This is a genomic window from Brevibacterium aurantiacum (genome assembly GCF_003932995.1).
In the GTDB taxonomy this organism is placed as follows: domain Bacteria; phylum Actinomycetota; class Actinomycetes; order Actinomycetales; family Brevibacteriaceae; genus Brevibacterium; species Brevibacterium aurantiacum.
This window is the reverse complement of sequence record NZ_CP025333.1, coordinates 2,198,512-2,212,169: the sequence shown is the minus strand read 5'-3', so window position 1 is coordinate 2,212,169 and position 13,658 is coordinate 2,198,512. Positions and strand designations below refer to the sequence as shown.

Here is a 13,658-nt window from a genome sequence, read left to right as displayed (position 1 = left end):
ATAGGATGGACATCAGTCTAAACGGAAAGGTCTGTGCATAGTTGTGGTGCGATTGCAGGAGATCCCAGCGGAATTCGCTGATGAAGACGCAGTGTACGAGGCCTTCGGCAGTTACTGCCAGGAGCTGGGAATCGAACCGTACCCTGCTCAGGACGAAGCCATCCTCAATATCCTGGCCGGGGACAACACGATCGTGGCCACCCCCACAGGTTCGGGCAAGTCCCTCGTGGCTCTGTTCGCTCTCTACCAATCATTCACCCGTGGGATCCGTGCCTACTACACGGCCCCGCTCAAGGCTCTGGTGAGTGAGAAGTTCTTCTCCCTCATCGACGCCTTCGGCGCTGAGAACGTCGGTATGATCACCGGCGACTCCACGGTCAACGGGGATGCCCCCGTCATCTGCGCGACGGCAGAGATCCTGGCCAACCAGGCTCTGCGCGAAGGCGGACTGGTCGACGCGGGCATGGTCGTCATGGACGAATTCCACTATGTCGCCGACCCCTCACGCGGGTGGGCGTGGCAGGTTCCTCTCCTCGAGATGCCCCAGGCACAGTTCGTGCTCATGTCGGCCACATTGGGCGATACGAGTGAAATCTGTCGCACCATGGAAGACACCACCGGTCGCGACAGCTCCGTCGTCACCTCGGCGACTCGACCGGTTCCTCTCGATTACGAATACTCCACCGAGACCCTCTCCGACACCCTGCGCTCACTCGTGCGCAACGACAAGGCCCCCGTCTACGTCGTGTCCTACTCACAGGCCGGGGCCATCGACCTCGCCACCGGCCTGCTGTCCGTCGATCTCGCATCGAAGGAGCAGAAAGCTGCGATCGCGGCAGCCATCAAGGGCTTCACCTTCGCGAAGGGATTCGGGCAGAGCCTGCGCAAGCTCCTCCTGCACGGCGTCGGCGTCCACCACGCAGGCATGCTGCCCAAATACCGCAGGCTGGTCGAACAGCTCGCACTCAAGGGGCTGCTGCTCGTCATCTCCGGCACCGATACGCTCGGCGTCGGCATCAACGTTCCCATCCGCTCCGTACTGCTGACAGGGCTGACGAAGTTCGACGGCCGGAAGATGCGCAAACTCAGCGTCCGCGAATTCCAACAGCTGGCAGGCCGTGCCGGACGTGCCGGCTTCGACACCCGCGGCTACGTCATCGCACAGGCGCCCGAGCATGTCATCGAGAACATGCGGGCAGAAGCCAAAGCGGCCAACACAGACAAGAAAAAGAAGAAGGTCAAGAAGAAGTCCGCACCGGCCGGGTTCGTCGGGTGGTCCGAGGAGACCTTCACCAAGCTCATCGAGTCCCAGGCGGAATCCCTGCGCTCACGCATGAAGATCGACCATTCGACGATCCTCAACCTCGTCGCCCGCCCGGGCTCGGACGTGTCCACGATCAGCCGCTTCATCGACAAGACCCACGAAAGCCGGGAACGTCACCTCGACCTCAAACTCACAGCCCTGAGAATCGGGCGCTCACTCATCGACGCCGGACTCATCGAAGTCAGGGACGGCGAACTGGTCCCGACCACGGATCTGGGACCGCAGTTCGCGCTCAACCAGCCGCTGGCACCCTTCGTGCTCGCAGCACTCGAAATGCTCGAGCCGGAAGCGGAGACCTACGCCCTCGACGTGGTCTCCCTCGTCGAATCCACCACACCGGTGCCATTCCCCGTCCTCAAGGGCCAACTCGACAGGATCAAGAAGGACACCTTGGCCGAGCTCAAGGCCGACGGTCTCGAATACCCGGAACGCATGGCGATACTCGACGAGATCGAAGGACCGAAGCCGCTGGCAGAGATCCTCGACCCCGCGTTCGAACACTTCATCGAGGCCCACCCGTGGCTGCGTGCCGGGAACTTCGAACCGAAGTCGATCGTGCGCGACATGATCGAACAGGCGATGGGCTTCACCCAGTTCGTCAGCTATTACAGTCTCACCCGGGTCGAAGGCAGCCTCCTGCGCTACCTCACCGATGTCTTCCGCGCACTGACGCACAATGTTCCCGCCGACGACAGGAATGAGGAGCTCTCAACCATCATCGAATGGCTGGGGGAGACGATCGCGAGAACCGACTCATCCCTGCTCGACGAATGGCGGACCCTGCAGGGTCTGTCCCCGACTGATTTCGCCGACGAGGAGCTGCCCGACCTCGACCGCAAGTTCTCCGACAATGTGAAGGTCTTCACCGCCGAGGTCCGCAACGCCCTGTTCCACCGGGTGCTGCTGGCCGAACGCGCCGACTACGCAGAGCTGGGCCGCCTCGATGCCGAGGACGGCTTCGACGCCACAGCCTGGGAGGACGCGATCGAAGACTTCTACGAGGAATACGGCGACCTCCTCACCGACGGGAAGGCCAGAGGCAAGGAATATATCTCGATCGAACCTGGTTCACAGACGTGGACCGTCCGACAGACCTTGGCCGATCCCGATGACAACAGGGACTGGGCCATCGACGCCGAGGTGGATGTGCCCGCGAGTGATGAAGCCGGAGACATCGTGCTCCGAATCCTCGCGGTCGGAGAGATCAGTGCCCGTCCCCATTCAAGCAATGTCAGTGCCGAGTAATACAGTGGACAGGTGATGAAAACTAACAGCGGTGAGCAGTCTGCAGGCGTGTCACATCTCGACACTCTGTGGGTCAAGGGCGCACGCGCCCACAACCTCAAGAACGTGGAGATCGCCCTGCCCCGCGACTCCATGGTCGTCTTCACAGGTCTCTCGGGGTCGGGGAAGTCCTCCTTGGCCTTCGACACGATCTTCGCCGAGGGGCAGCGCCGTTACGTCGAGTCCCTGTCCTCCTACGCCCGCATGTTCCTGGGCCAGATGGACAAGCCCGACGTCGATTTCATCGAGGGCCTGTCACCGGCGGTGTCGATCGATCAGAAGTCGACGTCCCGCAACCCCCGATCCACGGTCGGCACCATCACCGAGGTGTATGACTTCCTGCGCCTCCTGTGGGCTCGGATCGGTGTGCCGCACTGTCCCGTGTGCGGTGAGATCATCACCAAACAGACCCCACAGCAGATCGTTGATCAGCTGCTCGAACTCGAGGAGAGGACGAAGTTCCTCGTCCTGGCGCCGATCGTGAGGTCCCGGAAGGGCGAGTTCGTCGACCTCTTCACCGAGCTGCAGGCCAAGGGATTCGCCCGCGCCATCGTCGATGGTGAGCAGATCAGCCTCAGCGAACCACCCACATTGGAAAAGCAGTACAAGCACACGATCTCCGTCGTCGTCGACCGTCTGGTGGCGAAGTCGGGACTGCGCCCGCGCCTGACCGACTCCGTCGAGACGGCACTCGGTCTTGCCGACGGCCGCATGGATGTCGAAATGGTCGACGAAGGCATCACTCGGACGTTCTCTGAGCACATGTCGTGCCCGAATGAGCACGCCCTGGCCATCGACGAGATCGAGCCGCGGACCTTCTCATTCAACTCACCCTTCGGCGCCTGCCCGACCTGTGACGGCATCGGCACTCGACTGCAGGTCGATGAGACACTCGTCGTCCCCGATGAGGACCTCAGCCTCGGTCAGGGAGCAATCGCCCCGTGGGCCGGCGGCAAACAGGTCACGAAGTACTTCAACCGACTCCTCAAGGGTCTCGGAGACGAACTCGGTTTCGACATGAAGACCGCGTGGAAGGACCTGTCGAAGGCGGACAAGTCAGCGATCCTGACCGGCAAGGACTACAAGGTCCACGTCAAATACAAGAACCGCTTCGGCCGCGAACGCACCTACTCAACCGGGTTCGAAGGCGTCTACCAGTACATCCAGCGCAAACACGAGGAAACCGAGTCCGACTGGTCGCGGGAACGCTATGAGTCCTATATGCGTGAGATCCCCTGTGCCAGCTGCAACGGAGCCCGCCTCAAACCGGAGATCCTGGCGGTCAAGGTCGGCGGAAAGTCGATCGCCGAGGTCTCGGAGCTCGCTCTCGACGAATCCGCGGAGTTCCTCTCGCAGCTGGAACTGGACTCCCGTGACGCAGCAGTCGCAGCTCAGGTGATGAAGGAGATCAACGCCCGACTCGGCTTCCTCCTCGATGTCGGACTCGATTACCTCAGCCTCGACCGCCCTGCCGGCTCCCTGTCCGGCGGTGAGGCCCAGCGCATCCGCTTGGCCACGCAGATCGGTTCGGGCCTCGTCGGGGTCCTCTACGTCCTCGACGAACCCTCGATCGGTCTCCACCAGCGCGACAACAGGCGCCTCATCGAGACTCTGAACAAGCTCAAAGAACTCGGCAACACCCTCATCGTCGTCGAACACGATGAGGACACCATCGCCTCGGCGGACTGGATCGTCGACATCGGTCCTGGGGCGGGCGAGCACGGGGGAGAGGTCATCTACTCAGGCCCGGTTCCCGGGCTCAAGGACGCAGACCGCTCCATCACCGGCGACTACCTCGCCGGTCGCAGGTCGATCCAGGTTCCCACGACCCGTCGGCCGGTGGACATGGACCGTGTCGTCACAGTTGAGAAGGCCGTCGAAAACAATCTTCGCGATGTCTCCGTCTCGTTCCCGCTCGGGGTGCTCACCGCCGTCACCGGCGTTTCCGGCTCCGGCAAGTCGACGCTGGTCAACGAAATCCTCTACACCCAGATGGCCAACGTCCTCAACGGTGCCTCACGGGTGCCGGGTCGGCACAAGCGGGTCACCGGACTGGACAACCTCGACAAGGTCGTCCACGTCGACCAGTCGCCGATCGGTCGCACCCCGCGATCGAACCCGGCGACCTACACGGGCGTCTTCGACCGCATCCGGCGCCTGTTCGCCGAGACCGAATCGGCCAAGATCCGCGGCTATCAGCCGGGCCGGTTCTCCTTCAACGTCAAGGGCGGACGCTGCGAGAACTGCAGCGGCGACGGGACGATCAAGATCGAGATGAACTTCCTGCCCGACGTCTACGTCACCTGTGAGGTCTGCGGGGGAGCCCGATACAACCGGGAAACGCTTGAAGTCACCTTCAAGGGCAAATCCATCGCCGAGGTGCTGGAGATGCCCATCGAACAGGGTGCTGAATTCTTCGCCGCGATCCCCGCGATCTCCCGTCACCTCAACACGCTGGTCGAGGTCGGCCTGGGCTATGTCCGTCTGGGCCAGCCGGCGACCACGCTCTCCGGCGGCGAAGCCCAACGTGTGAAACTCGCGGCCGAACTCCAGAAGCGCTCCCGCGGCCGCACCGCCTACGTCCTCGACGAACCGACCACAGGCCTGCACTTCGAAGACATCTCGAAGCTGCTGCATGTCCTGCAGGGACTCGTCGACAAGGGCAACACCGTCATCGTCATCGAACACAACCTCGATGTCATCGGCAATGCCGACCACGTCATCGACCTGGGTCCCGAAGGCGGACGAGGCGGTGGAAAGATCATCGCCCAGGGCACACCAGAAGAGGTGGCCGGCAACAAGAAGAGCCACACGGGGCGGTTCCTCAAAGCGATGCTCGATGGCTGACCCAGCATCCTACCGCCCGGCCACGGGCAGCATTCCAACCTCGGCGGGGGTCTATAAGTTCCGCGACCCCGACCGGCGGGTGATCTATGTCGGGAAGGCGAAGAACCTCCGCAACCGGTTGAACTCGTACTTCTCGAATCCTGCCCAGCTGCACCCGCGCACCTCGACGATGGTCCACACCGCGGCCTCTGTGGAATGGACTGTCGTCGACACCGAGGTCGAGGCGCTGCAGCTCGAGTGGACGTGGATCAACGAATTCAATCCGCGGTTCAACGTCATGTTCCGCGACGACAAGTCCTACCCGTACTTGGCGATCACAATGAACGATGAGGTTCCCCGGGCCTTCATCACCCGCGGAAAGCGCCGCAAGGGAGTCAAGTACTTCGGTCCCTTCGCCCAGGTGTGGGCGATCAAGGACACACTCGACCTGCTGCTGCGGGCCTTCCCGATGCGCACCTGCACCGCCGGGGTGTACAGACGCGCCGAACGCAGCGGCCGACCCTGCCTGCTGGGCTACATCGACAAATGTGCAGCCCCCTGCGTGGGGCAGATCAGCGTGGAAGGTCATAAGGACCTGGCGCGCAGCATCTCCGACTTCATGTCCGGCAACACCGGGCGATTCATCAGCTACCGGCAGAAGGAGATGGCCTCGGCCGCAGAGGAACTCGACTACGAACGGGCGGCACGCCTGCGAGACGAGATCACCGCACTGCAGAAGGTCCTCGACAAGTCGGCTGTGGTCCTCTCCGTCAACGCCGACTGCGATGTGTTCGCGCTCGTCACCGAGGAGCTCGAAGCCTCGGTGCAGGTCTTCCACGTCCGGCAGGGCCGCATCCGCGGTCAGCGCGGATGGATCATCGAACGCTCCGACGATCACAGCCCCGCCGAACTCACCACCGACTACCTCCGCCAGGCGTACACAGGTCTCGACGCGGACGCGATTCCCCGCGAGATCCTCGTCGACACCGTCCCCGCCGATATCGAATCACTCGAGAGCTGGCTGAGCGAACAGCGCGGCTCCCGGGTCACCGTCCGAGTCCCGGAACGCGGAGAGAAGAAGGCCGTACTTGAGACCGTCGCGAAGAACGCGAAGGAGGCCCTGCTCCAGCACAAGCTCAAACGCTCCTCCGATCTGACCACCCGGAGCACGGCACTCAAAGAGATCCAGGAATACCTGTCGCTGCCTGAGGCCCCTCTGCGCATCGAATGCATCGACATCTCCCACACCCAAGGATCCAATGTCGTCGCCTCCCTCGTGGTGTTCGAAGACGGGCTGGTGAAGAAGCGCGACTACCGTCACTTCGCCATCCACGGTGAGGCTGCCACCGATGATACGGCGTCGATGTACGACGTCGTCTCACGTCGGTTCAGTCGCTACCTCGAGCAGATGAGCTCCGATGAACCCGACGAACGTTTCGGGTACCGCCCCAGCCTCCTCGTCGTCGACGGTGCCGGTCCACAGGTGGCGGCGGCGACTCGAGCACTGCACGACCTGGGCATCGTCGACATCTCGGTGGTAGGTCTGGCCAAGCGTCTTGAGGAGGTCTGGGTTCCCGAGGATCCGTTCCCCGTCATCCTGCCCCGCAACTCCGAAGGCCTGTTCCTCATGCAGCGCCTGCGCGACGAGGCGCACCGCTTCGCCATCAGCTACCACCGCTCGAAGCGGGCGAAGGCGATGACGAGTTCCGTCCTCGACGACATCTCCGGATTGGGCGAATCCAAACGGACCGCACTGCTGCGCCACTTCGGCTCAGTGAAGAAGGTGCGGGCAGCCAGCATCGAAGAGCTGTGCGAGGTCAAGGGCATCGGCCAGGCCCTCGCAGAGAAGGTTGCCGCGGCCCTGGCCGAGTGACAGTTTGGCCGGCGCTGAGCCCTCCAGCAGTCAACTGATCTAGAGTAGTCCTCGACAGCTGTCTTCAACCGCGCAGCCCCAGGAGGACGTGTGAGTACGCAGGCCGAATCAAACGGTGCCGACCATCCCATCGAGGTCGTCCTCGTGACCGGAATGTCCGGAGCAGGACGGACCACCGTGGCCAACGTGCTTGAGGACATGGACTGGTACGTCGTCGACAACCTGCCGCCGCAGATGATGCGCACCCTCGTCGAACTCGTCGCCCGTGCAGACGGGGCGGTGCCGAAGATCGCCATCGTCACTGATTCGAAGGGCCGAGCGAAGTACACAGAACTCGAAGAGACGATCAGCGACTTCATCGATCAGGGTCTCTCGCTGCGCATCCTCTATCTCGATGCCGCCGACGAGGTCCTCGTCCGGCGCTTCGAATCAACGCGCAGGCCGCACCCGCTCCAGGGCGAGGGCACGCTGCTGGAAGGCATCGAAGGTGAACGCTCGGCACTCGAATCCCTCAAACACCGTGCCGACATCATCATCGACACCTCGGAACTCAACGTTCACCAGCTCTCGGCTCAGGTACGCAAACGCTTCAGCACCATCGACACCCCGCTGCTGCGCCTGACCGTGATGAGCTTCGGCTTCAAATACGGGCTGCCGAAGGATGCTGACCACGTCGCCGATGTCCGTTTCCTGCCCAACCCCTATTGGATCCCGCACCTGCGTGGCAACAACGGGCTGGACTCCGATGTCGCGGACTTCGTGCTGGGACAGAACGGCGCCGAAGAATTCATCGAACGCTACACCGCGACCTTGGACACCGTCTCGCAGGGCTACCTCCACGAAGGCCGTGGCTACGCGATGATCGGCATCGGCTGCACCGGCGGCAAGCACCGTTCGGTCGCGATCAGCGAACGTGTCGCCAAGAGCCTCGCCGCGCAGACCGGCATTCCGGTCACAGTGCGCCACCGCGATCTGGGGAGAGAGTGAGATGGAGACCGAGGATCTCCCTCAGATCATCCCCTCCGTCAAGGACAAGGGACCCAAGATCGTCTCCTTCGGCGGAGGACACGGCCTCTACGCCGCCCTGCGTGCGTTCCGTCTGCTCACCGAGTCGCTGACCGCAGTCGTCACGGTGGCCGATGACGGAGGCTCCTCCGGTCGGCTCCGCGACGAACTCGGTGGTCTGCCCCCTGGAGACCTGCGCATGGCATTGGCAGCCCTCTGCGATGACGGGAACTGGGGCAAGACCTGGCGCGATGTGATCCAGCACCGCTTCGACTCCGACGGTGAGCTCAGCGGACATTCCGTGGGCAACCTGCTCATCTCCGCCCTGTGGCAGATCCACGGCGACCACGTCGCCGGCCTCGACTGGATGGCCAAGCTTCTGCGCGCCCACGGTCGAGTTCTGCCGATGTCATCGGTCCCGCTGACGATCGAAGCCGATGTGAAGTTCCCCGGATCCTTCCAGGTCGTGCGCGGGCAGTCCGTACTCGCCTCGACCCTCGGCCACGTTGAGACCGTGCGGCTCGATCCACCCGACCCACCGGCACGACACGAAACGATCGAAGCCGTCGCCGAAGCCGATGTGCTCAACCTCGGCCCCGGATCCTGGTACACCTCGGTGATGCCGCATCTCCTGGTTCCATCCCTCGCCGCTGCCATCGAACGATCCTCTGCAGTGAAGTCCCTCACCTTGAATCTCGGGTCCAGCGACGGAGAAACGAGAGATCTCAGTCTCAGCGAGCACCTCATGTCACTGCACAGGCATGCCCCTTCCCTCGAGCTGAGCTATGTGCTCGTCGACGAGGCGGCAACCCTTGCAGAACCTGAGCTTGAGCGGTGCGCCAGGGAGATGTTCAATGCCAAACTCTGGGCCCGTCCACTGCACTCTCGCCGGGCAGGACAGCATGACAGCCTCAAGCTCGCCGCGTGTTACCGTGACATGTTGGTGGACGCCGGGATCGGCGTGGACGAGCAGTGGTAACCAATTCAGTTGCAGGAGGACGAACAATGGCACTGACCGCTCAGGTCAAGGATGAGTTGGCACGGGTGAAGATCACCCGCACTTCTGCTCGCAAAGCCGAAGTGTCTGCGATCTTCCGTTTCTCCTCTGCACTCCACCTCGTCAACGGATCGATCGTCCTCGAGGCCGAACTCGACACCGCACAGGCGGCCAAACGTCTCCGCAGCGAGATCAAGGACCTCTACGGCCAATATGCCGACATCGTCGTCATCAACGCCGCCGGAATCCGCCGTTCCAACCGCTACCTTCTGCGCGTCACCCGTGACGGCGGTGCCCTGGCCCGCCAGACCGGTCTCGTGGACAACCGCGGACGCCCCGTCCGCGGCCTGCCCTCAGCGATCGTCAACGGGTCCGTCGCCGATGCCGAAGCCGCTTGGCGCGGCGCATTCCTCGCCCACGGATCATTGACTGAACCCGGGCGCTCCTCCGCGCTGGAAGTCACCTGCCCCGGCCCAGAGGCAGCACTTGCTCTCGTTGGTGCCGCTCGGCGCCTGGGACTGAGTGCGAAGGCCCGCGAAGTGCGCGGAGTCGACCGTGTCGTCATCCGCGATGGCGACGACATTGCGGCACTGCTGACCCGCATGGGTTCCCACAGCGCCGTGCTCGTGTGGGAAGAACGTCGGATGCGGCGCGAGGTCCGCGCCACAGCGAACCGGCTGGCCAACTTCGACGATGCGAACCTGCGTCGCTCAGCCCGCGCCGCAGTCGCGGCCGGAGCCAGAGTCGAACGTGCCCTGGAGATCCTCGGCGACGAGGTTCCCGAACACCTGCGCTATGCCGGCCAGCTGCGCGTGACGCACAAGCAGGCATCCTTGGAGGAACTGGGTCAACTGGCCGATCCGCCGATGACCAAAGATGCCGTGGCCGGTCGTATCCGCCGCCTGCTGTCCACCGCCGACAAACATGCCGAAGATCTGGGAATTCCCGGCACAGAGGCCAGTCTCACCCCGGAAATGCTCGAAGATCGTTAAGATCGAGTCATGAGACGAATCGCCATCAACGGCTTCGGCCGCATCGGTCGTGCCCTGTACCGTCTATCCCTCGAACCCGGCTCCGACTTCCAAGTCGTGGCCATCAATGACCTCACCGACACACAGACACTGGCCCACCTGCTGGCCTATGACTCCGTGTGGCCGCGCTTCGACCACACCGTCGAAGCCAGCGACGAGACACTGACCGTCGATGGGACCACCATCTCCGTGCTCAGCCAGGCCGACCCAGCCGAGATCGACTGGTCGGCACACGAGGTCGAACTCGTCGTCGAGTCCACCGGACGATTCACCCGCCGCGACCAAGCCGAGGTCCACCTCGGTGGAACCGTGAAGACCGTTGTGCTTTCGGCTCCGGGCAAGGACGTCGACGGAACCTTCGTCATGGGCGTCAACGAAGCCGACTTCGACCCGGCCCAGCACACCGTCGTCTCCAACGCCTCCTGCACGACGAACTGCATGGCCACCATCGTCAAGGCCGTCGACGACGCTCTTGGGGTCGAATCCGGCCTGCTCAACACCGTCCATGCCTACACCGGTGACCAGATGCTCGTCGACGGGCCCCACCGGGACCTGCGTCGTGCTCGTGCCGCAGCCGTGAACATCGTCCCGACGACGACCGGTGCCGCACGCACCGTCGGCAAGGTGATGCCGCACCTGGCCGGCAAACTCGACGGCCTCGCAGTCCGCGTTCCCGTCCCCGCCGGATCGATCATCGACTTCACCTTCACCCCGAAGAAGAACGCCACGACCGAAGAGGTCAACGAGATCTTGGCCAAGGCCGCGGAATCCTCGCCCTACCTCGAATACAGCACGGCACCTCTGGTGTCGACCGACATCGTCGGCACCACCGCCTCGGCGATCGTGGATTCCCAGCTCACGATGACGCTTGGGAACCAGATCAAGGTCGTTGCCTGGTATGACAACGAATGGGGCTACACCAACCGCCTCAAGGACATGGTCAGCTACATTCTCGGCGAAAGGAACAAATGAGGACTTACGACGACCCGCAGATCTTCTCCCACCGCACGGTCCTCGTTCGCAGTGACCTGAACGTGCCGATGGATGAGGGCACGATCACCGACCGTGGTCGCATCCTGGCCTCGGCCGGCACGATCAAGGCCCTCGCCGAGGCGGGGGCGCGGGTGATCGTCATGTCTCACCTGGGTCGACCCAAGGGGGAACCCGACCCGCAGTTCTCGCTGCATCCGCTGGCTCCCGAGCTCGCGAAGGCGATCGGCCGCGATGTCGCCTTCGCCGCCGACACCGTCGGTGAGGAGGCAAGGACCAAAGCAGCGGCATTGGCCGACGGTGAGGTTCTCCTGCTCGAGAACCTGCGCTTCAATCCGGGCGAGACCTCCAAAGACGACAGCGAACGGCAGGCCTTCGCCGCTCAGCTGGCCGAACTGGCAGACGACTTCGTCTCCGACGGCTTCGGAGTCGTCCACCGCAAGCAGGCCTCGGTCTACGACATCGCGGCTCTGCTGCCCCACTACGCCGGATCTCTCGTCCGGGCCGAGGTCGAAGTCAGCGACCGTCTGCTGAACTCCCCGCAGTCGCCCTTCACCGTCGTCCTCGGCGGGTCGAAGGTGTCCGACAAGCTCGGCGTCATCGACAATCTCATCGATCGGGCTGACAACCTCCTCATCGGAGGGGGAATGGTCTTCACCTTCCTCGCCGCGCTCGGCCACGACATCGGGTCCAGCCTCGTGGAGAAGGACCGCGTCGACGACGTCAAGGGCTACCTCGAACGTGCCGAGGCCGGGGGTGCGAACATCGTGTTGCCCACGGATATCGTCATGGCCGCGTCATTCGCAGCCGAGGCCGAGAACTGGGTGTGTCCGATCGCGGATCTCGAATCCACGCCTGCCGGTGCGCAGGGACTGGGCCTCGACATCGGGCCCGACTCGGCGCAGGCATACGCCGACGTCATCTCGAACTCGACCACCGTGTTCTGGAACGGCCCCATGGGAGTATTCGAGTTCCCGGCCTTCTCCGCCGGGACCAAGGCCGTCGCATCCGCACTGACGGACCAGGCAGGATCTGACAGTGCACGTCTGACCGTCGTCGGCGGCGGCGACTCGGCAGCGGCCGTGCGCACGCTCGGCTTCGCCGACGACGAGTTCGGCCATATCTCCACCGGTGGCGGCGCCAGCCTCGAATACCTCGAAGGCAAGACGCTGCCCGGACTCGAAGCACTCGCGTGAGAAAGAAGACGACAATGAGCGACCGCACCCTGCTTCTGGCCGGCAACTGGAAGATGAACCACGATCACCTCGAAGCGATCTCGAGCGTCCAGAAACTTGCCTGGGCACTCGAGGACGCCAAACTCGACGGAACACAGTGCGACGTCGTCGTGATTCCTCCGTTCACCGACATCCGGTCCGTGCAGACACTCATCCAGGGCGACAAACTGTGGCTGACCTACGGGGCACAGGACGTCTCCCAGTACGAACCAGGCGCTCACACCGGAGAGATCGCCGCTTCGTTCCTGTCCCGCCTCGGCTGCACCTACGTCGTGATCGGACACAGCGAACGGCGGGCGAACAATCATGAGACCAACGACGTCGTCGCGGCCAAGGTCAAGGCGGCGCTGGCTCAGGACATCACGCCCATCCTGTGCATCGGCGAGTCATTGGAACAGCGTCAGGAGAAGACACATGTGGACTTCACCCTCACGCAGCTCGAAGAATCCCTGAGCGGCTTCGACTCGGCAGCGCTGGAAGGGATCGTCATCGCCTACGAACCTGTCTGGGCAATCGGCACAGGGGAGACCGCGACGGCCGACGACGCTGCAGAGATGGCGGCGGCCATCCGAGCCCACCTGGAAGAGAAGTACGGTTCCGCACTGGCGTCGAGCACGCGGATCCTCTACGGTGGTTCGGTCAAGACCGACAACGTCGCCGAGATCCTCGCATCCGACGATGTCGACGGCGCACTTGTCGGGGGAGCGAGCCTCAACGGGCCCGATTTCGCCGCTTTGTGCAAGGCCGCAGTGGCAAAGTAGACTGACCAAGACATCCTCTGACGAAATATAGGTAGTTCTCGACGTGGAAATCCTCAACATCATACTCATCGTGCTGCTCGTCATCACGAGCATCTTCCTGACACTCCTCATCCTCATGCACAAAGGCAAGGGCGGAGGCATGTCAGACATGTTCGGTGGAGGCATGTCCTCATCGCTGGGATCCTCGGGTGTCGCCGAGCGCAACCTCAACCGGTTCACGACCCTGATGGCGATCATCTGGGGCGCATGCATCATTCTGCTGGGTCTCATCACCCGCTTCAATGCCTGAGTGCGTCTGACTGGAAGCACGAACCACGTAATACGACGAAGGA

10 protein-coding genes are annotated in these 13,658 nt (G+C 63.2%); all 10 read left to right on the top strand.

The features are described 5' to 3' along the window. The first annotated feature begins 43 nt into the window (after positions 1-43). The 10 genes from CXR25_RS10320 to secG all read left to right on the top strand — a co-directional run bounded on the left by CXR25_RS10320 (position 44) and on the right by secG (position 13,615). The gene (locus CXR25_RS10320; RefSeq protein WP_083248743.1) at positions 44-2,569 is read left to right on the top strand and encodes a DEAD/DEAH box helicase; all 2,526 of its coding nucleotides are present in this window, start codon (positions 44-46) and stop codon (positions 2,567-2,569) included. A 15-nt stretch (positions 2,570-2,584) separates the two neighbouring features. Further along, positions 2,585-5,455, top strand: a complete 2,871-nt coding sequence (gene uvrA / locus CXR25_RS10315; RefSeq protein ID WP_009881379.1) for an excinuclease ABC subunit UvrA — start codon at positions 2,585-2,587, stop codon at positions 5,453-5,455. Next, positions 5,448-7,307, top strand: coding sequence for an excinuclease ABC subunit UvrC (uvrC, locus tag CXR25_RS10310; protein ID WP_009881378.1), 1,860 nt, complete (start codon positions 5,448-5,450; stop codon positions 7,305-7,307). Before uvrA ends, uvrC begins: the two co-directional genes overlap by 8 nt. Before the next feature lie 90 nt (positions 7,308-7,397). Further along, positions 7,398-8,294, top strand: coding sequence for an RNase adapter RapZ (gene rapZ, locus CXR25_RS10305; protein WP_009881377.1), 897 nt, complete (start codon positions 7,398-7,400; stop codon positions 8,292-8,294). A gap of 1 nt (position 8,295) precedes the next feature. Beyond that, on the top strand, positions 8,296-9,291 hold the full coding sequence (locus tag CXR25_RS10300; RefSeq protein ID WP_009881376.1) for a gluconeogenesis factor YvcK family protein: 996 nt from the start codon (positions 8,296-8,298) through the stop codon (positions 9,289-9,291). A gap of 26 nt (positions 9,292-9,317) precedes the next feature. Next, positions 9,318-10,301 (top strand): DNA-binding protein WhiA, encoded by a 984-nt coding sequence (whiA, locus tag CXR25_RS10295; protein WP_009881375.1) that lies wholly within the window; start codon positions 9,318-9,320, stop codon positions 10,299-10,301. A gap of 9 nt (positions 10,302-10,310) precedes the next feature. Then, on the top strand, positions 10,311-11,312 hold the full coding sequence (gene gap, locus CXR25_RS10290) for a type I glyceraldehyde-3-phosphate dehydrogenase (protein ID WP_009881374.1): 1,002 nt from the start codon (positions 10,311-10,313) through the stop codon (positions 11,310-11,312). Beyond that, the gene (locus CXR25_RS10285; protein ID WP_101598270.1) at positions 11,309-12,526 is read left to right on the top strand and encodes a phosphoglycerate kinase; all 1,218 of its coding nucleotides are present in this window, start codon (positions 11,309-11,311) and stop codon (positions 12,524-12,526) included. Before gap ends, CXR25_RS10285 begins: the two co-directional genes overlap by 4 nt. Positions 12,527-12,540: 14 nt before the next feature. Next, the gene (gene tpiA, locus CXR25_RS10280; RefSeq protein WP_009881372.1) at positions 12,541-13,326 is read left to right on the top strand and encodes a triose-phosphate isomerase; all 786 of its coding nucleotides are present in this window, start codon (positions 12,541-12,543) and stop codon (positions 13,324-13,326) included. A 43-nt stretch (positions 13,327-13,369) separates the two neighbouring features. Continuing rightward, complete coding sequence (gene secG, locus CXR25_RS10275) at positions 13,370-13,615, top strand: preprotein translocase subunit SecG (RefSeq protein ID WP_009881371.1); 246 nt, start codon at positions 13,370-13,372, stop codon at positions 13,613-13,615. Positions 13,616-13,658: the final 43 nt, after the last annotated feature.

Excerpts from the sequence above, each read along its gene's own strand:
- uvrA (WP_009881379.1), top strand. The coding sequence starts at position 2,585 with ATGAAAACTAACAGCGGTGAGCAGTCTGCAGGCGTGTCACATCTCGAC.
- uvrC (WP_009881378.1), top strand. The coding sequence starts at position 5,448 with ATGGCTGACCCAGCATCCTACCGCCCGGCCACGGGCAGCATTCCAACC.
- CXR25_RS10300 (WP_009881376.1), top strand. The coding sequence starts at position 8,296 with ATGGAGACCGAGGATCTCCCTCAGATCATCCCCTCCGTCAAGGACAAG.
- whiA (WP_009881375.1), top strand. The coding sequence starts at position 9,318 with ATGGCACTGACCGCTCAGGTCAAGGATGAGTTGGCACGGGTGAAGATC.
- gap (WP_009881374.1), top strand. The coding sequence starts at position 10,311 with ATGAGACGAATCGCCATCAACGGCTTCGGCCGCATCGGTCGTGCCCTG.
- CXR25_RS10285 (WP_101598270.1), top strand. The coding sequence starts at position 11,309 with ATGAGGACTTACGACGACCCGCAGATCTTCTCCCACCGCACGGTCCTC.
- tpiA (WP_009881372.1), top strand. The coding sequence starts at position 12,541 with ATGAGCGACCGCACCCTGCTTCTGGCCGGCAACTGGAAGATGAACCAC.